Genomic DNA, 23888 nt, shown 5'->3' with positions numbered 1-23888 from the left:
AAGTGGCACAGTGGTTGCTTTTCAAGAATCGAGTTCCGATGCGAGACCGAGCGGTCGGAGAACGACCGATCGATACCGCGGCCAACGATGCCCGCGATCTCCCCAGCCGTATTGCCAGGAGTCGTAGTCATGCAGGAAGCCGTGCTGTTCCCGTTCATCGATCCCGCCGTGCGGCTCATCGTCATCTGCGCCGCCGCTCTGGTGCTACTGTTCTTCCTGTCTTCCCTCAGTGATGCCCTGCGCGCCCGCGAGCGCCGGACGCGGCGTTCGCCGCGCACGGATGCGAACGCCATGGCCTGTGCCCATGTCTCCACGATCGATCAGCAAGCCAGCGCCTCCTGAAGTGCGCCGCGGCGGCTCGCGGCACTGGCTCGCGCCGCTGCTGATGGTGTTCGCCAGCGCCGCCGCCATTGCCGCCGAAGGCGTGCCCGAGCTGACGCGCGCCAGCCTGCAACTGCTCGCCGCCGCGCCGGCCGGCGACAGTGCCGCGGTCCTTTACGTCGGCGCCGCCGCGGAAGCGCCGCTGCTGCGCGACCTGCGCGTGCAGGTCGATGACCGCAGCGTGATCCGTTACCAGTTCAGCGAGGACGAGGCGCGTGCCCTCGTCGCCGGCGGGCTCAAGCGCGTGCTGCCGCTGCCGCCGGGCGAGCACCGCCTGCGCGGCGAAATCGTCGCGCGGGCGGCGACCGGCAAGCCGGGCGCGACGCGCTACTCGGCCAGCTTCGATCAGACCGTGACCGTCGCCGCGCAGTCCTATCAGCTGATCTTCGATGACGGCGGCATGCTCAGCGCCGCGCGCGCCGATCTGCAGCCGGCGACGCCGGCCGCGCCGCAGCACGAGGCCGACTACCTGCTGGCGACCGGCCGCGCCGTCGAAGCGGCGGTGCTGCTGGAATCGTCGGCGCGCGATCCGCAGCGCCTCGACGCCGCCTATCGCGCGCTCGGTCTGGCGGCGCCGGCACCGGGCGAAGCGCCGACGGCGCTGGTCGCCTACAACCAGGCGCTCGGCGCCGGCGATGTCGCCGCGCTGGCCGCGCTCGGCAGTGCCGATGCCGGCGCCGGCGCCGACGCGCTCGCCCTGCGCGACCTCGCCAACGTCAGCGCCGGCTACCGCGAGCTGTCGGCCGGGCGCGGCGAGGCGGCGATGCCGTACTTCCGCCTCGTGCGCAGCCCGGGGCCGTATTCGAGCGCCGCCATGCTCGGGCTCGGCTGGTGCTACCTGTGGCCGAGCAACGCCAACGCCGCGGCCCGCGAGGTGTCGCTGCGGCCCAATGGCGCCGACGCGATCGCCGCGACGCGGCGCCAGACGCCGTTCCGCTATCTGCAGGCCATCGCCTCCGGCGCGCGCGCCGAGGATCTGCGTCGCGCGCTGATTCCCTGGGCCGAGCTGCTGGGCCGCGACCCGCTCGATCCGGCCGTGCAGGAAGGCCTGCTGGCGATTCCGTACGCGCTCGACCATTTCGGCGCGCACGAGCAGGCGCGCCGCTACTACGAGCGTGCCCTGGCCACGTTCGACACGGCGCACGGCATGCTGGCGGCGGCGCGTCGCGAAATCAGCGGCGGCCAGGTGCTGGCGGCGCTCGATGCGCGCGACGCCGATGTCTCCAGCGGCTGGCCGCGCCTGCTGGTCGAGCAGCGCGACGACGCGCTGGCGGTGCCGCTGCGCATGCTGGTGGCCGACGCCGCCGTCACCGAACCGCTGCGCGAGTATCGCCAGCTGCGCACGCTCGACCGCCTGCTGGCGGCGCGCGGCGAAGCCGGCGACACGTCGGCGAGCCCCGGCGCGCTGCGCGGGCGCATCGCCGCCGCCAGCGCCGCCGCGGCGGCGCGGCTGCAGAGCGCCATGTTCGGCGTGCTGCAGAAGCTCGAACAGCAGACGACGCGCTATCAGGCCGAAGCGGAGTTCGCCATGGCGCGCATCTACGATCGCGATCCGCACGGAGTCGCACAGCAATGAAGTTTCGTCTCAGCCGCTGGGCCATGGTGCTGCTGGCGATGACGGCCGGCGCGGCGCGGGCCGACGACGTGCCGACGGTGGGCTCGGTGACCAAGAACAACGGCCTCACCGAAAACGGCCGCTTCATCGTCAAGACGCCGAACATCCTTCGCATCGAACCGTCGCAAGCGGTCAAGCCCGACCCGCGCCAGGCGATCGCGCACTACGACCGCATCATCGCGCTGCGCGACGCCGATCCGGCGATGCGCGCCGAGGCCATGCGCCGCGCCGCCTATCTGCGCGTGAAACTGGCGGACGACGGCGAGGGCGGCACGACCTCCTCGGCGGACGTCGCGCAGGCCATCGCCATCTACCGGCAGCTGCTGCGCGAGTACCCGGACGATCCGGCCAACGATCTGGCGATCTATCAGCTCGCGCGCGCCGAGCAGCTCGCCGGCGACAACGATGCGGCGATCGTCGCGCTGCGCGATCTCGGCCAGCGTTATGGCCGCTCGCCGCTGGTCGCCGATGCGCGCTTCCGCGCCGCCGAGCTGCTTTACCTGCGCCAGCGCTACGACGAGGCGGAGCCGCTGTACGCGGCGGTCGTCGCGCAGGGCGCCGACACGCCGTACTTCGCGCCGGCGCGCGCCAAGTACGGCTGGACGCTCTATCAGGAAGGCAAGTACGAAACCGCGCTGCCGGTGCTGCTGTCGATTCTCGACAGCGACCTGCCGCCGGGCACGCTCGAAGATCCGAAGATCGCGCTCGCCGCCGCCGAGAAGCGCAAGGGCGATTTCGCCGGCGATGCCCTGAGTCTCGCCGGCCGCTCGTTCGCCGCGCTCGGCGGCGGCGTGGCGATCAACCGTTATCTCGCGCAGCACGGCGAACCGCGCTTCGCCACCTTGCTCTACGCCGCGCTCGGCGGCACCCTGCTCGAGCAGCGCCGCTACGTCGACGCCGCGCAGGTCTACGCCGCCTTCATCGAGCGCCATCCGCAGCATCGGCTCGCGCCGGACTTCCAGCAGCGCGCGATCGCCGCCTACGAAGCCGGCGGTTTCAACGAACCGATGATGGCCGCCAGGGAAACCTATGTGCAGCGCTACAGCCCGGGCACGTCCTACTGGCAGGCGCAAGGCGCGAACGCGGCGCCGCCCGAGGCCGTGCTGACGGCGCTGCGCGGCGACCTCGACGATCTCGCCCGCTGGCACCGGGCGCGGGCGCAGGACATGCCGGCCGATGACGGCGACGCGCGCCGCAAGGAATTCCTGGTCGCCGCCGACTGGTACCGGCGCCGTCTCGAACTCGAGCCGGCCGGCGTAGCATTCACTGATGGGGCCGCCGAAATCGCCATGCACTACGCCGATTCGCTGTACGACGGCGGCCGCACGCGCGACGCGGCGCAGCGTTACGAAGCGATCGCCTACGACAGCGGCAATCGCCACGGCGCGGAAGCCGCCTACGCCGCGCTGCAGGCCTGGCAGCGCCTCGCCGGCGAAGTGCCGCCGGCGCAGCGTGCCGCGGCGCTGGCGCCGGCGATCGCCTCGGCGCAGCGCTTCGCCGACCGTTACCCCGACCATCCGCAGTGGACGGCGGCGCTGACGCGCAGCGCCCAGGATCTCTACGAGACCGGCAAGGAAGCCGCGGCGATCGGCGTCGCGCAGCGCGCGCTCGACGCCGGGCGCGCGACGCCGGCGCAGCGCACCGAACTGCTGACGGTGATCGCCGATTCGCAGTTCAGTGCCAAGGACTACGCCAAGGCCGAGGCCGCGTACCTGGCGCTGCTGCAGAGCGGCGTGGCGCCCGAGCAGCGCGGCGCCAGGGTCGAGCGCCTGGCGACGGCGATCTATCGCCAGGGTGAAGCGGCGCGCGATGCCGGCGACCCGCGCGCGGCGGCGGCCGCTTTCCAGCGCGTCGGTCAGCTGGCCCCCGATGCGAGCATCCGCGCCACCGCCGACTACGATGCGGCGACGGCACTGATGACGCTGAAGGACTGGCGCGCCGCGGAGATGGCGCTCGAATCATTCCGTTCACGCTATCCGCAGCACGCGCTGCTGGCCGACGTCGACAAGAAGCTTGCCTTCGCCTACGAGCAGGACGGCCAGCTCGCCGCCGCGGCCGCCGCCTACCGGCGCATCGCCGCGCGCGACGGCGAGGCGCCGGAACTGCGCCGCGACGCCGCCTGGCAGGCCGCGCTGCTCTACGACAAGGCCAGGCTCGCGGCGCCGGCCGCGCAGGCCTACGAGGCAAGCCTCGACGGCTTCGCGCAGCCGCTCGACCGCGAGCTGCAGGCGCGCCGTCGTCTCGCCGATCTCGCCCGCGACGAGCTGCACGACGACGCGACCTATCGCCGCTGGCTGCAGACCCTGGTCGCGGTCGACGCCGGCGGGCGCCGCACGCCGCAATCGGCGCTGATGGCGGCGCAGGCCAATCTCGAACTCGGCCGGCTCGATGCGGAGGCGGCGCGGCGCATCGCACTCGACGCGCCGATCGCCAGGAGCCTGCCGCGCCGCAAGCAGGCGGCGGAGACGGCGATCGCCACGCTGCTGCGCGCGGCGAACAGCAACGACGCCGACATCACCACGGCGGCGAGCGACGAGATCGGCAACGTCTACCGCGATTTCGGCGCCGCGCTGCTGCATTCCGAGCGACCGAGGAACCTGAGCGGCGATGCGCTGGAGCAGTATCAGATCCTGCTCGAGGAGCAGGCCGATCCGTTCGAGCAGAAATCCATCGAAGCCTACGAGGCCAATCTCGGCCGCGTCCGTCAGGGCCTGTGGAACGATGCGATCCGGCGTAGCGCCGCGTCGCTGGCCGAACTGGCGCCGGCGCGCTACGGCAAACACGAAATGCGCGAGGACCGCTATGACGCGCTGCAGTAGCTCTCTGTGGATCGCCGCGCTGTGCGCGCTGCTCGCCGCCTGCGGCAGCGGCACGCCGACGCGCCCGGAACTCTCGCGTGCCGCGACGAGCACGCCGCCGCGCGCGGCGGCGAAGACCGATGACGGCAAGGGCGATCCGCAGGCGCGTTTCGCCGCCGCCTTGCAGCTGATGAAGGAAGGCCGGCGCGACGAGGCGATCAACGCGCTCGAAGTGCTGAGCGCGGATTATCCGAAGCTGTCCGGGCCGGCCACCGACCTCGGCATTCTCTACGCGCAGGTCCACAAGCCGGCGAAGGCGATCGCCGCCTTCAATCAGGCTGTGCAGGCCAATCCGCGCAACGCCGTGGCGCTCAACGGTCTCGGCGTGCTGTATCGGGAGAGCGGCGATTTCGCGCGCGCCGAGCAGTGCTACCAGCGCGCGCTCGCCGCGCAGGCCGACTACGCGCCGGCGCACTACAACCTGGCGATCCTCTACGACCTGGCCCTGCGCCGCCCGCAGGATGCGCTGGCGCATTACAAGCAGTATCAGCAGATCGCCGGGCTCGACGACAAGCCGATGGTCGCCGTCTGGATTCGCGAACTCGAATCGCGCAAGGCCGCCGCCGGCGGCGGCATGGTCGCCGGAGCGCAGAAATGAAACTCGCACAGCTGTCGGTCGCGCTCGTCGCCCTGATCGCCGCGCCCGCGTCTTTCGCGCAGGACTCCGGCGAAAAGACCGCCGGCACGACCATCATCGGCGAGCGCGAGACGGCGGTCGGCCTGTATCTCCTGCCCTGGCAGGAAGAAGCGCCGAGCGACATCGATCGTCCGCCGGCGCAATACGTGCCCGGCGCGACGCCGATCGAGGCGGCGCAGCTGCACGCACTCACGGCGTCGGACGAGGCCAACGCGGCGTATCGCCGCGTGCGCACCGAGCCGCGCTGAAGTTTCCCGGAAAACGAATGGATGGCGCTGGCGGCGCCCGCACGACGCCGGCACGCGCTCAGGTGCCGACCGCGCGTATGCGAATTTCGGGCTGCGCGCGCAGGCGTGCGGCCAGGGGGCGGGTCGCGAACAGATCGCCGCGCTCGGTCAGGACCAGAACCTGGGTGACGCCGAGGCGCTGCGCCATCATGCGCCAGCCGTCGGCGCCCGCCACGAACAGCGCGCCGCCGGCGGCGTCCGCGAAGCCGGCGTCCGGATGCACGACCGTGAGGCTGCGCAGGCCCTGCGAGGGCCAGCCGCTGCGCGGATCGAGCAGATGCGCGTAGCGCGTGCCGCGGTGTTCGAAGTAGCGCTGATCGTCGCCGTGCGTGATCACCGCTTCGTCATGCGCGTCCATGGTCGCCAGCAGGCTCGGTGTATCGGTGCTGCGCGGATCGCGGATGCCGATGCGCCAGGCGCGTTCGTTGCGGCGACCGCGCACCGCGAGATTGCCGCCGGCGTCGATGCTGGCGTTGTGGTAGCCGCGTGCCGTCAGCTGTTCGAGCATGCGGTCGACGATCCAGCCCTTGCCGATGCCGCCGAAATCCCAGGCGACCCCCGGCGCGGGGCCGTAGGAGTTGCCGCCGCCGTAGTCCGGCGCGGCACGCAGGCGGGCGAGCAGGGCATCGATTTCGGCGCTCGACGGCGGTTCGTCGCGCAGGCGCGCCAGATCGTCGAAACCCCAGAGGCGCACCAGCTCGCCGATGCGGGGCTCGAACAGGCCGCCGCTGCGCTGGCGGATCTGCCAGGCGCGTGCAAAGAGCGGCTGCAGGGCGGCAGGCAGCTGTGCCTCGCAACCCTCGGCAAGCCGACGGTTGAACTGTGCGAGCGCGCCCGTGCCCCAGGCCCAGGCGTCGCGGCCGAAAGCGTCGAGTTCCCGTTCGACCGCGTTGATCGCCGCTTCGGCAGCGACGCGGCCGCGCGGTTCGACCATCACGGTCACGGTGACAAAGGTGCCCATCGCCAGGAAACGGCGCTGCAGAGGCGATGGCCGGCGCAGCCAGCCCATAGGTTCGATCATCGTCGGCGGAGAACTGCGGTGCAGCGGCGGCGTTGGGGCCGCCGCTGCGCCGGGACGCGGCAACCGCTTACTTCGGCGGATAGTACTCGTCCTGCGTCAGCTGGCCGTCGTGGTTCTTGTCGCGCGCATTGAAGCGCTTGTCGAGTTGCGAGCCCGGCGTGACCTCGTCGCGCTGGATGATGCCGTCGCCGTTCTTGTCGGTCCACAACGCGCCGGCCGGTGCCGTGGTGTCCGGCGAACCGACGGCGCCCGAACCCGGCGCATCGGTGCTGTGGCCCGGCAGCGGGGTGGCGGCCGAGGCGACGCCGGCGCAGGCGAGAGTGGCGACGGCGAACAGCGACTTCAACGTTTCCATGTTTCAAGCTCCCTATATATGCAGCAGTCAGACTGCGGGTGCGGATGGGCTCGAGCTGGCGCGCGAGCCGTCCCCGCGTAACATGTCCGCCCCGACGACGCGCTGTCCCTTCAGCGCGCCGTCAGACGACGGCGATTCTTGCGGATGCGCCACCACATCCAGATGCCGCTGATCGCCAGGGCCACGGCCACGAAGCCGATGATGGTGATCAGCCAGGCGCCGACCGGACCGAACAGGCGGCCGCTGTGCAGGTCGATCAGCAGCTGCTCGACGATGATGCGGGGCTTCGCATAAGGCAGCGTCTGCTGCTGCTCGGCCTCGCTCAGCGCAGTGCTCTGCGCCCAGTCGACATCGCCCGGCGCAACGGGGGTCCAGCTGTTGCCTTCGTCGGCGCTCTGATAGGCGTCGAGATCCTGCACGGCGATCACATGCGGATCGCGCTTCAGCGTGCCGATGCGGCGCACCGTCCCGATCGGCAGGATCGGCGGCGTCAGCTCGTCGATGCGCTCGCCGGACGGCGACAGCAGGACGACGCTGGCCGGGCCGGCGACGTAGACGATCGGCATCTGCGGCGTGCCGCCGGCGACGACGCCGAGCGGCGCGGCGATCTGCGTGGCGAGCGGCCTGCCGTCGAGCAGGGTGTAGTCGTTGGTCGACGCCACCCAGTGCTCGCCGGCGCGAAAGCCCGCCTGCGGCGGTTCCGCGTGCAGGCCGTACATCCGCATCAGCCAGGGCCAGTCGACGCGCGCGGTGTCGAGCCCCAGCTCATTGCTGCGCGTCAGCAGTACGCCCGTGCAGGCCAGCCAGATCAGAAACGCGAAGCCGACGAGCCCGGCGCGCGAATGCCATTCGCGCAGCACGGCGATGATGTTCTTCGTCGGCCGCGGCGCCGCCGGCTTCTGCGCGCGCTTGAGACGCAGGCGCGGCAGCAGCTGGCGACGCGCCGCCGGAACCTGCGGCGTGTGCGTTTCTTTCATGACGGCGCCCAAGGACGACATGACGCTCATGCCGTGAGCGAGTCGAAGGCGATGGCAGTGCGTGCCATGCGCTGCATCATCTTCACGGACAGCGTCGCGCCGGAGATGTTGTCGACTCTCTTGTCGATGCCGTTGCCGGCCGCCTTGGCGCCGATGAGCTGCTGCAGGAAGCTCGGCTCGGCGACCTGCTGGCCGCGCGACTCGCGGTAGATCAGCACGCGCGCGTGTTCGATCGCGCCGTTGGCGACGACGAAACCGCAGGTGGTCGGCACGTAACCTTCCTTGCCGATGTCGTCGAAGATCCAGGCACTGCGGCCGTTCGCCTTCCAGTAGCGCAGGCGGGCCTGCGGATAGGGGCGGCCGAACACGGCCGAGATCTTTGCCTGCGCGCCGGCATCGAGATTCAGCACCGCCGGCGCCGGCGCGGCGCCGGGAGCGAAGGCTTCGGCGATGAACGCATCCGGCGTCTGGTACGTCGTGTAGACGTCGACCATGGCCTGCGCCTTGCGCGTGGCGAGGCCGAGCAGCGGCAGCACCAGCATGCCGCGCAGGACGTTGCGACGGGAATGAAAAGAACCTCTGTCGGATTCCGCTGGCAGAGGTTTTGGGAAATCGATGGAATCGGGGGATGAATCGGACTGCTTGGCGGCCAACAATTTGCCGGGCAAACGGCTACGGCTTTTCGCTTTATGAATTGTCATGTGGAACTCTCGCGGGTGGGTGGAACTGAAATGTTGTGCGCGGCCGCGACGGGCAGCGGAAGGTGCGAGCCCGTTGAGGCTCGAGCCGCACCTTCCGCTTCCGCTTATCCTCCCGACCGGCACATACGAATCATTTTGGACGCGCGAGCGGCGCCTTATTTCGTGACGATCACACGCGTGAACGGCGCCAGGGCGGCGATCAGGTGGTTGCAGGTGTAGTACGCGATGTTGTTGCGCTCGCAGGCGTTGTAGGCCGCTTCGACCACCGCGTTGAACTGCGTCATCGTGATGCCGAGATCGGCGTGCGCCGCGCTCATGCTCGCGCCCTGGTACTCGTTCGGACCGCCCAGCACCATCGTCTCGAGCTGCGTGTTCAACGCGATCTGCCGATCGACGTTGCCGAACTCCTTGAAGATGTAGTTGATGCGGTTGTCGAGCATGATGTAGTAGAACAGCGACTCGACCCAGTTGTGGACACCGTACTCGCCGCCGAAGCGGGCGAGGGCGGCGCTCGGAATGCCCATGATCGGGTTGGTCTTCGACTCACCGGCCTGGGCGATCTGCGTGCCGGCGAGCAGCGTCGCACCGGCGACGGCCGAGACCAGCAGGGACTTCATGCGTTTCATATCAATCTCCTTCAAAAGTGTTCCGTGCCTGTGCGATCGGCATCAGAACGTCAGGTGCGTCGAGAAGTAGAAGCCGTTCTGGTCCGGCGCCACCGAAATGTTGCCGAACATCAGGTAAGCGACGACGAACGAGATGTTCTTGTTCGGCGCGTAGGCCATGAACAGGTCGAACCAGTCGCCTTCGTTCTTCTGCTTGAGCGCCGAGCCCAGATCGATGCCGAGATTGGCGAGCGCGCCGGCGATCGGGGTCAGGTTGAGGCCGTTGATGTTGACGCTCTGGCCGCCCGTGTTGTTGCCGTGCTGCTGCCACTCGCCGCCGATCGCGGTGTTCTTGGCCACGAGATGCGCGATCGACACTTCCCAACGAAGTTCACGATCGTTGTCGCAGTCTCCGGTGCCGAGGCCATTGTTCTTGCAGGCGCCGAAACCGGTGAGGCCGTCTTCGTTCGCCGAGGTGTAGCGGGCGGTGACGTTGACGAGCGTGCTGATCGGGAAAAAGATCTTGGTGGCTGCGAGGTAGATCTCGTAGTCCTTGGTCTTGTAGCCGCCCAGCGTCTTCACCAGATCTTCGTTGCGGTCCTTCTTGTACAGGCCGCCGATCGAAACCTGCGGAATCCAGCTGTCCGAGGTGTAGACCGCGTCGCCGAACAGGCGCAGCTTGGCGCCGAAGGTCTGCATGCCGAGGGTGGAGTTCCACGGCTCCGTGCCGATATCGAGGTCGGCCAAGCTGGCGACCAGCGCTACGGTCTGCAGGTTCGGCAGGTTCAGCGACAGGCGGCTGTCGACGTACGACAGTTCGAAGCGATCCCAGAAGCCGACGTTGACGCCGTAGAACGACACCTGCAGCGCCGGCAGGTTGACGTAGGTGAACGCCGCGCTGCCGTTGATGCCGTCACGCGTTTCATAACCGCTGATGGTGGCCCACGGCACCGCACCGCCACCGCCCGCGCCGTCGACGGTGAACACGCCACCGGTGAGCAGCACCTTGCCGTCGTTGTAGATATCGGCCGATGCCTCCTGGCTGACGGCCAACCCCGCTGCCAGTACAGCCGCACACTGCAGGATGCGCAGACTGCGCATATGTACCCGTTTCATTGCCCCAACTCCTTTTTTGAATGACATAGCAAGTCTTGAACGAACTCCCGCCAATGCGGCTTTTGGATCGGGTACGAGACGGCGAAGACCTCGTTCCCGCGCGGATCACCGAAAAAAGCCAAAAAAAAAGCCCACGTTGTCTGGCTCTCGCCAACAACGTGGACTTCGGTGTCCGATGGATGCGAGCGGCTTTGCCCGATCCGAATGACGTCTCATGAACCAATCCCTGGTTCACGAGCTTCCTAAAGCAAGCCGTGTGCCAATCGTCGGCGAATCGCGCCCGCATGTCGGCGGAGGACGCTCCGAGGCGTGGGCATGGCGGGACCGCTCACGCTACATACAACTTAAGGAGTGCAATGCCTGGCTTGCTTCGGCGCGCGCGCCGAAGCGCTCGCCGCATGTCCCTCAAGGCGGTGCGCGGCGAGGTGTCGGTGTGGACGCGCGCGACTTAGGATCGAGCCTACAGCGCCAGAACGTGGTGCGCGCGAACCAGCTTGGCGCAGATTTTTGGCGCAGCACCGTGCGCTTCGTGCCCGCCTTGCCACGGTGCGCGCATGCTCCGGACGCTTATCGCCATGCATCAACCGTGGCATGGCGCTTGCTCTGCGCTGTACTTATGTGAGAGTTTCTCTGCGCTGTACGACAACGCCGCGGGCAATGCCGCCCGCTGCCGATGGACAACGACGTCCACGCCATGACCTCGCGTCTGGCGTGGATTTTTTTTGCGTGCTGATCGCTTGCGTGGTCTGGGCGAGGGCGATCGCTATGTGGTGTCACCGTTGACCGGCGCTTTCGCCGGAGTACTCCCAGAACAACAAATTAGGGGATCGTATGACTATGCATTACCGCCGTTATGGCCTGGGCCTGCTGACACTGGCGGCCGGCGCGACGATGTTCAGCGCCGCCGCACGTGCCGACTGGCTCGAGGACGCGTACATCGCGCCGATGGCGTCGTACGCGATCGCCGACGACGATCGGCATACCAAGGACGGCATCGGCGGCACGCTGGGCCTCGGCTATCGCCTGTCCGATCGCCTTGAGGTCGAGCTGCGCGGCATGTATCTCAACTACAAGGGCGACGGCGACCACAGCTGCAATCTGCTGTTGCGCTGCGATTACGAGGACAAGGATCTCGGCGGCGGCGGCTTCGGCGCCAACCTCTTCCTCGGCCCCTGGTACGGCGGCCCCTACATCCATGCCGACGTCATGGCGACCGAGAAGGCCTATTACCATGCTGGTCTCGGCTGGGACTTCAGCCTCAACGACAGCGGCTGGGCGGTGCGCGCGGAAGCGCTGCTGCAGACCGATGCCGACTGGCATTACCACGAACCCCTGTTCAACCTCGGCCTGCGCATCCCGCTCGGGCCGCGCAGCAAGCTCGTCGTTCCGGAGCCGGTGCCGGAGCCGGTGCGCGTCGTCGAACCGCTGCCGGCGCCGCCCCCGCCGCCCCCGCCGCCGGCGCCCTGCACGATGACCGACGGTGGCGTCGACCTCAGTGGCTGCAAGACCGGCGATACGGTCGTGCTGCGCGGCGTGAACTTCGAGTTCGACAAGTGGAGCCTGACGCTCAACGCCAAGGGCCTGCTCGATCTCGTCGTCGATGCGCTCAACAAGCGTCCCGACATCAAGGTCGAAATCGACGGTCATACCGACAGCAAGGGTTCGGACGCGTACAACCAGAAACTGTCCGAGCGCCGCGCCAAATCGGTTCGCGACTATCTGCAGTCGAAGGGCATCGCCGTCGCGCGCCTGACCTCGCACGGCTTCGGCGAGTCGCAGCCGATCGCCGACAACACCACCGATGAAGGGCGCGCGATCAACCGCCGCGTCGAGCTGAAAGTGGTCGACGCCGCTGCGGGTCCGGTGACGGTCGAACAGGAAGGCGCGAAAGCGCAGACCTACGATGCACCGGCCGCGCCGGCGCCCGCGGCCGAACCCGCGCCCGCGGCCGAACCGGCGGCGGCAGCCGCACCGGCGGCCGCCGCGCCGGCGACCGGCTCGACGGTGTCGATCGAGAACATGGCTTTCGGACCCGGCACGCTGACGGTGGCGGTCGGCACGACGGTGACCTTCGTCAACAATGACGGCTCGAACCACATCGTGCACTTCGCGGACGGCCAGCAGAGTCCGCGCCTGGCGATGGGCAAGAGCTGGTCGCGCACGTTCACGGCGCCGGGCGAGTATGCCTATGCCTGTACCATCCACCCGACGATGACCGGCAAGATCATCGTCCAGTAAGGACGGAAGACGCAGCGCCGCTGACCGCGCCGGATCGAGCATCCGGCGCGGTGTTCTTTTGGCGTCGCGTTCACTGCCGGTGCGCGCGATGCCCGATCGCGATGCGCGGCGAGCTTCGATGGTGCCCGCAGCCACCACTTGACGCGCGGCCTGCCGTGCCGTGTGCCGTTGCGAGGCAGGAAGAGACAGGCTTGCACCGTTTTGTGAAACGGTCAGGCCATCTGGCATGCGCTTTGCTTTTTGAACACCAGGATCATCGCAGATCCCCTGCATCGTCCTGAGCGGTCAACGACGCCCGCGCCCCCTTGTTCTGATTCTTCGGGAGCTCGTCTATGTCGAAGGCCACTTCGATCCGTCTGTTCAGCCTCGCGACGCCGCAGATGCGCGCGTTTCATCTGACATGGCTGGCGTTTTTCGTCTGCTTCTTCGCCTGGTTCGCCGTCGCGCCCTTGATGCCGGTCATCAAGGGAGAGTTCGGTCTCAACAAGGACCAGCTCGCCAACATCACGATCGCCGCGGTGGCGGTCACCATCTTCGGTCGTCTCATCATCGGGCCGCTTTGCGACAAGTACGGTCCTCGCCTGGTCTATACGCTGTTGCTGGTGCTCGGCGCCGTGCCGGTGATCGGCATCGCCCTGATGCACAGCTACATGGGCTTCCTCGTCATGCGTCTGGCGATCGGCGTCATCGGCGCCAGCTTCGTCATCACGCAGTACCACACCTCGGTGATGTTCGCGCCGAACGTGGTCGGCACCGCCAACGCGGCGACCGCGGGTTGGGGCAACGCCGGCGGCGGCGTCACGCAGAGCGTCATGCCGCTGGTGCTCGCCGCGGTGCTGAGCTTCGGCATCGAAAAGACCATGGGCTGGCGCGTGGCGATGCTGGTGCCGGGCGTGCTCATGCTCGTCGTCGGCTGGCTCTACTGGAAGTACACGCAGGATTGCCCGGAAGGCAATTACAGGGACCTGCGCGCCCAGGGCATCGAGATCGAGAGCGGCAAGAAGGGCGGCTGGGCCGTCTTCGCCGCCGCCGCCGCCAACTACCGCGTGTGGATGCTGTTCGTCACCTACGCCTGCTGCTTCGGCATCGAGCTCTTCGTGCACGGCGTCGCGGCGAGCTACTACGTCGACAAGTTCGAGCTCGACCTCAAGTCGGCCGGCATGGCCGCCGGCAGCTTCGGCCTGCTGGCGCTGTTCGCCCGCGCCGTCGGCGGCATCATTTCGGACCGCGTCGCCCGCATCAAGGGACTCGATGCGCGCACCCTGCTGCTGTTCGTGCTGATGCTCGGCGAGGGCCTGGGCCTGATGTGGTTCTCGACCACCGAGACGGCGGCGATGGCGGTGATCGCCATGCTCGCCTTCGGTCTCTGCACGCACATGGCCTGCGGCGCGACCTACGCGCTGGTGCCGTTCATCGATCGCAAGTCGCTCGGCGGCGTGGCCGGCATCATCGGTGCCGGCGGCAACGTCGGTGCGGTCGCCGCGGGCTTCGTGCTCAAAGGCACCGGCGACGTGGCACACACCTTCGCGCTGCTCGGCGGCTTCGTGACCGTGGCCTCGCTGTGCGCGATCGCCGTGCGCTTCAGCGCCGAGCACAAGGCGCGCGAGGAAAAGCTCTATCAGGAGGCGATCGCCCAGCGTGGCGGCACGCCGGCCGTCGCCGCGGGTGCCGCGCTCGAAGCGGGCTGAGTTCGCCGTCGTTCGTGACATCGTTTGCCATACGCCAAAAACCATAAAGAAGATGAATCACCGGAAAGTCGTCGTTGTCGGCCATGGCATGGTCGGACACAAGCTGGTCGAGGCGCTCGTCGAGCGCCCCGAGTTATCCCTGACCGTGCTCGCCGAGGAACCGCGCCCCGCCTATGACCGCGTCCATCTGACGGATTTCTTCTCCGGCCGCAGCGCCGATGATCTGCTGCTGGCGCGGCCCGACTTCGCCGAGGCCTACGGTGTCGACCTGCGCCTGTCGGCGAAGGTCACGGCGATCGATCGTGCGGCAAAGAGCGTGGCCCTGGCGGACGGCGAGAACGTGCCTTACGACGTGCTGGTGCTGGCGACCGGCTCGTTCCCCTTCGTGCCGCCGATTCCGGGCAAGGAGCGCGCGGGCTGCTTCGTCTACCGCACCATCGAGGATCTCGAGGCGATGCGTGCGGCGGCGGCGGGCTCCAGGAGCGGCGTCGTCATCGGCGGCGGCCTGCTCGGCCTCGAGGCGGCGAAAGCCTTGAAGGACCTCGGCCTGACGACGCACGTCGTCGAGTTCGCGCCGCGTCTGATGGCGGTGCAGGTCGACGACGGCGGCGGCAAGCTGCTGCGCCGCAAGATCGAGGAACTCGGCGTCACCGTGCACACGCAGAAGAGCACGACCGAGATCGTCGACGGCGATCCATCAAATGGCGGGGCGAAGCACAAGCTGAAGTTCGCCGATGGCAGCGAGCTCGAGGCCGACATGATCGTGTTCTCGGCCGGCATCCGGCCGCGCGACGAACTGGCGCGTCAGGCGGGCCTCGAAGTCGGGCCGCGCGGCGGCATCGTCGTCGACAACGCCTGCCGCACCAGCGATCCGGATATCTACGCGATCGGCGAATGTGCGCTGTGGGACGGCAAGATCTTCGGCCTGGTCGCGCCCGGCTACGAGATGGCGCGGGTCGCCGCCGATCACATCGCCGGCGATGCGGCGCTGGCCTTCACCGGCGCCGACATGAGCACCAAGCTCAAGCTCATGGGCGTCGACGTCGCCTCGATCGGCGATGCGCATGGCGCGACCGCCGGGGCGCTGTCCTACCAGTTCGCCGACGAAGTCAAACAGGTCTACAAGAAGCTGGTCGTGTCGGCGGACCGCAAGCGCCTGCTCGGCGCGGTGCTGGTCGGCGACGCCGCCGAGTACGGCGACCTGCTGCAGATGATGCTCAACGGCCTGGCGCTGCCCGAGCAGCCCGAGGCGCTGATCCTGCCGCTGGCGGCCGGCGCCGGTGCGGCCAAGTCCTCGGGCGTCGGCGTCGATGCGTTGCCGGCGACAGCGCAGATCTGCTCCTGCAACAACGTTTCCAAGCAGGCGCTGTGCGATTCGATCGCCAGCGGCTGCACGACGCTGGCGGCGCTGAAGAAGAGCACGAAGGCGGCGACCACCTGCGGCGGCTGCGCGCCGCTGGTCACGCAAGTGCTCAAGGCGGAGCTGAAGCGCCAGGGCGTCACCGTCAACAACCATCTCTGCGAGCACTTCCCGTATTCGCGCCAGGAGCTGTACCACCTGGTGCGGGTCGGCAAGCTCGAATCGTTCGGGCAGGTGCTGCACAAGTACGGCCGCGGCCTCGGCTGCGACATCTGCAAACCGACCGTCGGCTCGATCCTGGCGAGCTGCTGGAACGCTTTCGTCCTGCAGAAGGAGCACGCCGCGCTGCAGGACTCGAACGACTATTACCTCGCCAATATCCAGAAGAACGGCACGTACTCCGTCGTGCCGCGCGTGCCCGGCGGCGAGATCACGCCGGACAAGCTGATCGCCATCGGCGCGGTCGCCAAGAAGTACGGGCTGTACACGAAGATCACCGGCGGCCAGCGCATCGACCTGTTCGGCGCCCAGGTGCACCAGCTGCCGGCGATCTGGCGCGAGCTGATCGAGGCCGGCTTCGAGTCGGGCCATGCCTACGGCAAGGCGCTGCGCACGGTGAAGTCCTGCGTCGGCAGCACCTGGTGCCGCTACGGCGTGCAGGATTCGGTCGGTTTCGCGATCGACCTCGAAAACCGCTACAAGGGCCTGCGCTCGCCGCACAAGCTGAAATTCGCGGTGTCCGGCTGCACGCGCGAGTGCGCCGAGGCGCAGGGCAAGGATGTCGGCATCATCGCCACCGAGAAGGGCTGGAATCTCTACGTCTGCGGCAACGGCGGCATGAAGCCGCGCCATGCCGAACTGCTGGCAGCCGATCTCGACAGCGAGACGCTGATCCGCTACGTTGACCGCTTCCTGATGTTCTACATCCGCACCGCGGACCGTCTGCAGCGCACCAGCGTGTGGCGCGACAATCTCGAAGGCGGCCTCGACTACCTGAAGGATGTCATCGTCCATGACAGCCTCGGCATCGGCGCGGAGCTGGAGGCCGAGATGGCGCTGGTCGTCGCGACCTACCAGGACGAGTGGAAGACGGCGATCGAGAACGAGCAGACGCTCAAGCGCTTCCGCACCTTCGTCAACAGCGACGCGGCCGACGATCACGTGGTCTTCGTCGAGGAGCGCGGCCAGATCCGGCCGGCGCGCGACGAGGAACGCGCGAGCTTCAAGGGCATCCCGGTCACCGCGGCCGGCGCGGAGAACACATGATGAACGCCTCCGCAACCTGGCAGCCGGTCTGCGCGATCGACGACATCGTGCCGGACACCGGCGTCGCGGCCCTCGTCGGCGGCCGCCAGATCGCCGTGTTCCGCATGCGCGCCGACGACCGCATCTACGCGATCGACAACCGCGACCCGTTCTCAGGCGCCAACGTGCTGTCGCGCGGCCTGGTCGGCGATCTGCAGGGCGAGCGCGTGGTCGCCTCGCCGATCTACAAGCAGCACTTCAGCCTTGCCACCGGCCGCTGCCTCGAGGACGCCACCAACAACGTGCAGGCCTACGCGACCCGCGTCGCCGACGGCATGGTCTGGGTCGATCCCGCACCGCTGCGCACCTATGTGCCGGCGCCCAAGCAGCGCGAGCGCATGCGCCTGGTCGTCGTCGGCAACGGCATGGCCGGCATGCGCGTCGTCGAGGAGCTGATCGAGGCGGCGCCCGATCTCTACGAGATCGAGGTGTTCGGCGCCGAGACGCACGGCAACTACAACCGCATCCTGCTGTCGCCGGTACTGGCCGGCGAGAAGAAGGCTGCCGACATCATGCTGCACGCGCCGCAGTGGTACGCCGAGCGCGGCATTGCCTTCCACGCCGGCGACCCGGTCGTCGCCATCGACCGCCCGCGGCGCACCGTGCGCTCGCAGTCCGGCCAGACGACCCGCTACGACCGCCTGCTGCTGGCGACCGGCTCGAACCCGATCGTGCTGCCGCTGCCGGGCCGCGATCTCGAAGGTGTGACGACCTTCCGCGATCTCGACGACGTCGACACCATGCTGGCGATCGCCAGCACGCATCGCCGCGCCGTCGTCATCGGCGGCGGCCTGCTCGGCCTCGAAGCCGCGCACGGTCTGGCCAAGCGCGGCATGCAGGTCGAGATCGTGCATCTGGTCGATCGCCTGATGGAGCGCCAGCTCGACGCGCCGGCCGCGGCGCTGCTCAAGGCCAAGCTCGAATCGCGCGGCATGAAGATTCATCTCAATGCCAAGACCGACGCGATCCTCGGCGGGCCGGAATCCGCCGGGCGCGTCAGCGGCGTGCAGCTGGCCGACGGTCGCGTGCTCGATGCCGATCTGGTGGTCATGGCGGTCGGCATCCGGCCGAACATCGAGCTCGCGCAGAGCATCGGCCTGCGCACCGATCGCGGCGTGCTGGTCAACGACACCATGCAGACCTTCGATCCGCGCATCTACGCGGTCGGCGAATGCGTGCAGCACCGCGGCCGCACCTACGGCCTCGTCGATCCGCTGTGGGGCCAGGCCTACGTTTGCGCGGCGCAGCTCGCCGAGCGCGGCCACATGCGCTATCGCGGCTCGCAGATTTCGACGCAGCTCAAGGTCGCCGGCATCGAGGTGTTCTCGGCCGGCGAGTTCGACGGCGGCGAGGGCACCGAGGACCTGGTGCTGCACGACGCGCAGCGCGGCGTCTACAAGCGGCTGATCCTGCGCGATCACCGCGTGGTCGGCGCGGTGCTGTACGGCGACACGCGCGACGGCGCCTGGTATTTCGAGCTGATCAGCGACGGCACCGACGTCAGCCGCTTCCGCAATCGCCTGCTGTTCGGCCGCGAATTCGCGCTGCGCGCCTGATCGGGCCATGAACCGTACACCGATCCACCACGCCCGCCGCTCTCGCGGCGGGTATCGGGCGGGGCTGCCGCGATGAGCGTGGCGCCGCGCGCCGTCGCCACCACCTGTCCGTACTGCGGCGTCGGCTGCGGCGTGCGCGTGCTGGGCGACGCGCGGCCGGTCGAGGGCGATGTCGCGCATCCCGCCAATGCCGGCCGCCTCTGCGTGAAGGGCAGCGCGCTGCACGAAACGCTGGTCACGCAGGGCCGCCTGCTGCAGCCCCTGCAGCGCGTCGCCGAGAGCGGCAGCGATGCGCTGCAGCCGCTGTCCTGGGATCTCGCCCTCGACCGTGTCGCCGGACGCTTCGCGAAGACGATCGCCGAACACGGCCCGGACAGCGTCGCCTTCTACGTCTCCGGCCAGCTGCTGACCGAGGACTACTACGTCGCCAACAAGCTGATGAAGGGTTACATCGGCTCGGCCAATATCGACACCAACTCGCGCCTGTGCATGTCGTCGGCGGTCGCCGGCCACAAGCGCGCCTTCGGCGAGGACGTGGTGCCGGGCTGCTACGAGGACTTCGAGCTGGCCGATATGGTGGTGCTGGTCGGCTCGAACACCGCCTGGTGCCACCCGGTGCTGTTCCAGCGCATCAGCGCCGCCAAGGAAGCGCGGCCGGAGATGAAGATCGTCGTCGTCGATCCGCGCCGCACGCCGACCTGCGACATCGCCGATCTGCACCTGCCGCTGCTGCCCGGCGCCGACGTGCCGCTGTTCAACGGCCTGCTCGCCTGGCTCGACGCGCAGGGCGTGCGCGACGAGGCCTTCATCGCCGGCCACACGCGCGGCCTCGATGCCGCGCTGGCGGTCGCGCGCGACACGGCCGGCGATCTCGACGGTCTGGCCCGGCAGTGCGGCCTGGCGCGCGAAAAGCTCGAAGCCTTCTACGCGATGTTCGCCGCGCACGAGAAGGTCGTCACCCTGTTCTCGCAGGGCGTCAACCAGTCGGGGCAGGGCACCGACAAGGTCAACAGCATCATCAACTGCCACCTGCTGACCGGCCGCATCGGCCGTCCGGGTCTCGGTCCGTTTTCGATGACCGGCCAGCCGAACGCCATGGGCGGCCGCGAAGTCGGCGGCCTCGCCAACACGCTGGCCGCGCATCTCGATTTCGCGCCGGAGCAGCGCGCGCTGGTGCAGCGCTTCTGGAACAGCCCGCGCATCGCCGACAAGCCCGGCCTCAAGGCCGTCGACCTGTTCGAGGCGGTGTACAGCGGCCGCGTGAAGGCGATCTGGATCGTCGCCACCAATCCCATCGTCAGCCTGCCGGACGCCGATCGCGTGCGCGAGGCGCTGCGTCGCTGCGACTTCGTCGTCGTCTCCGACGTGATGCTGAACACCGATACCACGCAGCTCGCGCATCTGCTGCTGCCGGCGCTGGCCTGGGGCGAGAAGGACGGGACCGTCACCAATTCCGAGCGCTGCATCTCGCGCCAGCGCGGCTTCCGCGCCGCGCCGGGCGAGGCGCGGCCGGACTGGTGGGCGTTCGCCGAAGTCGGCCGCCGCATGGGCCATGCGCACGCCTTCGCCTACGACAGCCCGCACGAGATCTTCGACGAGCACGCGCGGCTGTCGGCTTTCGAGAATGAGGGCCGGCGGCGCTTCAACCTGCGCGGCCTGATCGGCCTCGATCGCGCCGCCTACGACGCCCTGGCGCCGATCCGCTGGCCGGTACTGGAAGCCGGGCAGGACACGGCGCGCCTGTTCGCCGACGGCCGCTTCTCGAATGCCGATGGCCGCGCAGTGTTCGTGCCGACCGCGCCGGTGGCGCCGGCCAACGCGCCGGACGACAGCTTCCCGCTGGTGCTCAACACCGGCCGCGTGCGCGATCAGTGGCACACGATGACGCGCACCGGCCTGGCGCCGACGCTCGGCGCGCATCTGCCGGAGCCCTACGTCGATCTGCATCCGGCCGACATGCTCGCCTGCGGCGTGCGCGAGGGCGAGCTGGCGCGCGTGACCTCGCGCTGGGGTTCGCTGGTCGTGCGCGTGCGCACCAGCGGCGAAATGCGCCGCGGCCAGGTCTTCGTGCCGATCCACTGGAACGACCAGTACGCGTCCGACGCGCGCGTCGGTTCGCTGGTCAACCCGGTGGTCGATCCGATCTCGGGCGAGCCCGAGTTCAAGCACACGCCGGTGCGCGTCGACGAATTCCGCGCCGACTGGCACGGCCTCGCGTACACGCGCGGCCACGTCGATCTGCCGCGCCTGGCCTGGTGGGCGCGCGTGCAGACCAGTATCGCGCAGCGCTATGAATTCGCCGGCCGCGGCGTGATCGGCGACCGCTCGCAATGGGCGCATGGCTTTCTCGGCATCGCGCCAACCGATCCGGACTGGATCGAGTATCGTGACGACCACAGCGGCGTCTTTCACGCCGCGCACATCGTGGACGGACGCTTGCAGGCCTGTCTTTACATCGCCCCGCGCCAGATGCTGCCGGCCCGCGACTGGCTCGCGGGCCTGTTCGAGCGCGTGCGCCTGTCGGCGCGCGACCGCGCCGGCCTGCTCGCCGCCGAACCCTTCACCGGCGGCGGCGACACCGGTCCGCTGGTCTGTTCCTGCTTCCGCGTCGGCCGCAACACCATCGTCAAGGCGATTCGCGAAAAGGATTTGAAGACGCCGAAGGACGTTACGGCCTGTCTCAAGGCTGGCGGCAATTGCGGCTCATGCGTGCCGGAAATCCGCGGCCTGCTCGCCGAATGCGCGCTCAGCGAGGCGCCGGCCTGATCGCCGCAAGCCGGCCCTGCGCCGTGGTGCTCGCCGGCGGACGCGGCCTGCGCATGGGCGGCGCCGACAAGGGCCTGGCCGAGCTCGACGGCAAGCCGCTGGTCGCCCACCTGCTCGACGCGCTGCGGCCGCAGGCGGCGGCGCTGCTGATCAACGCCAATCGCCACGGCGAACGCTACGCGGCGTTCGGCGTGCCGGTGGTCGCCGATCCGTGGCCGGATTTTCGCGGCCCGCTGGCCGGTATCGCCGCGGCCTTCGCCGCGATCGAACACGACTGGCTGCTCGCCGCGCCCTGCGATACGCCCGGTCTGCCGGCCGATCTGGCGGCGCAGCTCATGGCCGCGGCGCAGGCCGGGCGGCGCGACGCGGCGTATGCGGTGGTCGACGGCGATCCGGTCTACCCGCTGTGCCTGCTGCATCGCCGTCTGGCGGCGCCGCTGCGCACCGCGCTGGAAGCCGGGCACTACGCGGTCGGCCGCTGGCTGGCGGCGCAGGGCGCGGTCGCCGTGAACATCCGCGGCTGGTGCGGTACCCTGATGAACCTCAACACGCCCGAGCGGCTGGCCGCCGCCCAACATCATCCGACGTGAACGCCAGTGTCTCCAACCTGATCGACCAGCACGGGCGGCGCAAGCGCAAGCTGCGCATCTCGCTGACCGATCGCTGCAACTTCCGCTGCCGCTACTGCATGCCCGAGCATCCGCAGTGGCTGCCGAAGTCGCAGCTGCTCAGCTTCGAGGAGATCGTGCGCGTGGCGCGCGTCATGGTGGCCGACGGCATCCAGCACATCCGCCTGACCGGCGGCGAGCCGCTGCTGCGGCGCGGTCTCGTCGACTGCGTGGCGGCGCTCGACGCGCTGCGCGGGCAGGGGCTGCAGCGCATCTCGATGACCAGCAACGCCTCGCTGCTGGCGCCGCTGGCCGCTCCCTTGAAGGCGGCCGGCCTCGACGATCTCAACATCAGTCTCGACAGCGCCGAGCCGGCGACTTTCGAGCGCATGACCGGCCGCCCGCTGGCGCCGGTGATCGCCGGCATCGACGCCGCCGTCGCCGCCGGCCTGCCGCTCAAGCTCAACAGCGTGCTGCTGCGCGACGACAACGGCGCGCAGATCGTCGCGCTCACCGAATGGGCGCGGGCGCGCGGCCTGCCGCTGCGCTTCATCGAATACATGCCGCTCGACACGCCGGGCCGCTGGCAGCGCGAGCAGGTGGTCAGCGAAGCCGAGATTCTCGCCGCGCTGCGCGAGCGCTTCGACGTGCAGGCGCTGCCGCGCGGTGCCGATCCGGCGACGCGCTACGTGGTCGACGGCGACTATCAGATCGGCATCATCTCGACCGTCAGCAATCCCTTCTGCGCCAGCTGCGACCGCCTGCGCATCACCGCGACCGGCGAGCTCTATACCTGCCTGTTCGCGCAGACCGGCACCTCGCTGCGCACGCTGCTGCGCGAGGGCGCCGCCGATGCCGCGCTGCTCGACACGATCCGCGATGCCGTCTGGCGCAAGAAAGCCGGTTACGTCACCGAGCGCGGGCCGGTCGAGCGGCCGATCACCATGCACGCCATGGGCGGCTGAGCTTTTTGCAACCTCCCGCGATGTCGACCATCACCTTCGAATTCCACGGCCAGCTGCTGCGCCTCGCCGGCGTGTCGGAATGGGCGCTGCCGCTCGCGGTTCCGGCCACCTTGGCCGATGTGCTCGATCAGCTCGCCGCCGCGCGGCCCGAACTCGCCGCCGCGCTGGTGCGCTGCGCCTGCGCGATCGGCGACCGTCTCGTGCTGCGCCGCGAACCGCTGCACGGCGGCGAGCGCATCGCGCTGTTGCCGCCGGTCGCCGGCGGCTGAACGCGCAGCGTCGCGCCACCGCACACCGCACATCGCAGTACCATTGGCGCATGACGAATCCGACCGATCCCGCCCGCATCCAGGACAGGCCGCTGCAACTCGAGCCGCTGCTGGCCTGGGGCCTTCATCCGCAATGCGGCGGCCTCGCGCTGTTCGCCGGCACCGTGCGCGATCATCACGACGGCAAGCAGGTGCTGCGCCTGACGTATACGGCCTACGCGCCGCTCGCCGAGAAGCAGATCCGCGACATCGAGCAGGCCGTCGCGGCGAAGCACGGCGTGCCGTACCTGCGCGTGCTGCATCGCGTCGGCGGACTGGCGATCGGCGAGGTCGCGATCTACTGCGTCGCGCGCGCGCCGCATCGCGCCGAGGCCTTTGCCGCCTGCGAGGAGGCGGTCGATCGCGTCAAGCACGAAGTGCCGATCTGGAAGGAGGAGTTCTACGCCGACGGCACGAGTGCCTTCGTCGAGGGCTGCTGCATCCGGCCCGATCTCGACGGCGCGACGCCCGCGCAGCCCCATCATCACGAAGAACAGCGGCACGCGCGTCGCCGCGCCTGAACGGCACGCGCGCACGAGCG

At 69.2% G+C, this 23888-nt stretch carries 20 protein-coding genes; 14 read left to right on the top strand and 6 right to left on the bottom strand.

Going from position 1 to position 23888, the window contains the following annotated elements:
- Positions 1–129: 129 nt before the first annotated feature.
- From K344_RS0101630 to K344_RS19635, 5 genes are read left to right on the top strand one after another with little or no spacing between them, the layout of a single operon-like run.
- A complete protein-coding gene (locus tag K344_RS0101630) occupies positions 130–342 on the top strand; it encodes a hypothetical protein (RefSeq protein WP_028079211.1) in 213 nt (70 codons plus the stop codon).
- Entirely contained in the window at positions 305–1957 is a 1653-nt protein-coding gene (locus K344_RS0101625; protein WP_157622709.1) for a hypothetical protein, read from the top strand. The genes K344_RS0101630 and K344_RS0101625 overlap by 38 nt, the downstream gene beginning before the upstream one ends.
- The gene (locus K344_RS19640; RefSeq protein WP_051361764.1) at positions 1954–4815 is read left to right on the top strand and encodes a tetratricopeptide repeat protein; all 2862 of its coding nucleotides are present in this window, start codon (positions 1954–1956) and stop codon (positions 4813–4815) included. The genes K344_RS0101625 and K344_RS19640 overlap by 4 nt, the downstream gene beginning before the upstream one ends.
- On the top strand, positions 4799–5452 hold the full coding sequence (locus K344_RS0101615; RefSeq protein WP_043113458.1) for a tetratricopeptide repeat protein: 654 nt from the start codon (positions 4799–4801) through the stop codon (positions 5450–5452). Before K344_RS19640 ends, K344_RS0101615 begins: the two co-directional genes overlap by 17 nt.
- Positions 5449–5739 carry a hypothetical protein gene (locus K344_RS19635; RefSeq protein ID WP_043113456.1) on the top strand — a complete coding sequence of 97 codons (291 nt, stop codon included), beginning with the start codon at positions 5449–5451 and terminating at the stop codon, positions 5737–5739. The genes K344_RS0101615 and K344_RS19635 overlap by 4 nt, the downstream gene beginning before the upstream one ends.
- A gap of 58 nt (positions 5740–5797) precedes the next feature.
- On the opposite strand, the gene K344_RS0101605 is transcribed toward K344_RS19635, so the two are convergent.
- The 6 genes from K344_RS0101605 to K344_RS0101580 all read right to left on the bottom strand — a co-directional run bounded on the left by K344_RS0101605 (position 5798) and on the right by K344_RS0101580 (position 10553).
- On the bottom strand, positions 5798–6799 hold the full coding sequence (locus K344_RS0101605) for an FAD:protein FMN transferase (protein WP_245586065.1): 1002 nt from the start codon (positions 6797–6799) through the stop codon (positions 5798–5800).
- Positions 6800–6866: 67 nt separating this feature from the next.
- Complete coding sequence (locus K344_RS0101600) at positions 6867–7154, bottom strand: EF-hand domain-containing protein (RefSeq protein ID WP_028079207.1); 288 nt, start codon at positions 7152–7154, stop codon at positions 6867–6869.
- 110 nt (positions 7155–7264) lie between these two features.
- The gene (locus K344_RS0101595; protein WP_169729222.1) at positions 7265–8131 is read right to left on the bottom strand and encodes a PepSY-associated TM helix domain-containing protein; all 867 of its coding nucleotides are present in this window, start codon (positions 8129–8131) and stop codon (positions 7265–7267) included.
- Between the two features lie 26 nt (positions 8132–8157).
- Complete coding sequence (locus tag K344_RS0101590; protein WP_245586064.1) at positions 8158–8673, bottom strand: FMN-binding protein; 516 nt, start codon at positions 8671–8673, stop codon at positions 8158–8160.
- A 314-nt stretch (positions 8674–8987) separates the two neighbouring features.
- Positions 8988–9458, bottom strand: coding sequence for a group I truncated hemoglobin (locus tag K344_RS0101585; RefSeq protein ID WP_028079204.1), 471 nt, complete (start codon positions 9456–9458; stop codon positions 8988–8990).
- A gap of 42 nt (positions 9459–9500) precedes the next feature.
- Positions 9501–10553: a DUF3034 family protein gene (locus K344_RS0101580; protein WP_028079203.1), complete on the bottom strand. Its 1053-nt coding sequence runs from the start codon at positions 10551–10553 to the stop codon at positions 9501–9503.
- Between the two features lie 831 nt (positions 10554–11384).
- On the opposite strand from K344_RS0101580, the gene K344_RS24755 reads away from it, so the two are divergent.
- The 9 genes from K344_RS24755 to K344_RS0101535 all read left to right on the top strand — a co-directional run bounded on the left by K344_RS24755 (position 11385) and on the right by K344_RS0101535 (position 23868).
- Entirely contained in the window at positions 11385–12791 is a 1407-nt protein-coding gene (locus K344_RS24755; RefSeq protein ID WP_211234444.1) for an OmpA family protein, read from the top strand.
- A 332-nt stretch (positions 12792–13123) separates the two neighbouring features.
- Positions 13124–14479, top strand: a complete 1356-nt coding sequence (locus K344_RS0101570) for an MFS transporter (RefSeq protein ID WP_043113455.1) — start codon at positions 13124–13126, stop codon at positions 14477–14479.
- 52 nt (positions 14480–14531) lie between these two features.
- Entirely contained in the window at positions 14532–17105 is a 2574-nt protein-coding gene (gene nirB, locus K344_RS0101565; RefSeq protein WP_028079201.1) for a nitrite reductase large subunit NirB, read from the top strand.
- Positions 17105–18700 carry a nitrite reductase small subunit NirD gene (gene nirD, locus K344_RS0101560; RefSeq protein ID WP_028079200.1) on the top strand — a complete coding sequence of 532 codons (1596 nt, stop codon included), beginning with the start codon at positions 17105–17107 and terminating at the stop codon, positions 18698–18700. The genes nirB and nirD overlap by 1 nt, the downstream gene beginning before the upstream one ends.
- Positions 18701–18772: 72 nt before the next feature.
- A complete protein-coding gene (locus tag K344_RS0101555) occupies positions 18773–21466 on the top strand; it encodes a nitrate reductase (RefSeq protein ID WP_028079199.1) in 2694 nt (897 codons plus the stop codon).
- On the top strand, positions 21439–22056 hold the full coding sequence (gene mobA / locus K344_RS0101550; RefSeq protein ID WP_043113452.1) for a molybdenum cofactor guanylyltransferase MobA: 618 nt from the start codon (positions 21439–21441) through the stop codon (positions 22054–22056). Before K344_RS0101555 ends, mobA begins: the two co-directional genes overlap by 28 nt.
- Positions 22053–23039 carry a GTP 3',8-cyclase MoaA gene (moaA, locus tag K344_RS0101545; protein ID WP_028079197.1) on the top strand — a complete coding sequence of 329 codons (987 nt, stop codon included), beginning with the start codon at positions 22053–22055 and terminating at the stop codon, positions 23037–23039. Before mobA ends, moaA begins: the two co-directional genes overlap by 4 nt.
- A gap of 20 nt (positions 23040–23059) precedes the next feature.
- The gene (locus tag K344_RS0101540; protein ID WP_043113450.1) at positions 23060–23308 is read left to right on the top strand and encodes a MoaD/ThiS family protein; all 249 of its coding nucleotides are present in this window, start codon (positions 23060–23062) and stop codon (positions 23306–23308) included.
- Between the two features lie 50 nt (positions 23309–23358).
- Positions 23359–23868, top strand: coding sequence for a molybdenum cofactor biosynthesis protein MoaE (locus K344_RS0101535; RefSeq protein WP_028079195.1), 510 nt, complete (start codon positions 23359–23361; stop codon positions 23866–23868).
- Positions 23869–23888 lie beyond the last annotated feature (20 nt).

It is taken from the genome of Solimonas soli DSM 21787 (assembly GCF_000474945.1).
In the GTDB taxonomy this organism is placed as follows: domain Bacteria; phylum Pseudomonadota; class Gammaproteobacteria; order Nevskiales; family Nevskiaceae; genus Solimonas; species Solimonas soli.
Note: the sequence above shows the minus strand (reverse complement) of the source record. Positions and strands in the feature narration are given on the sequence as shown.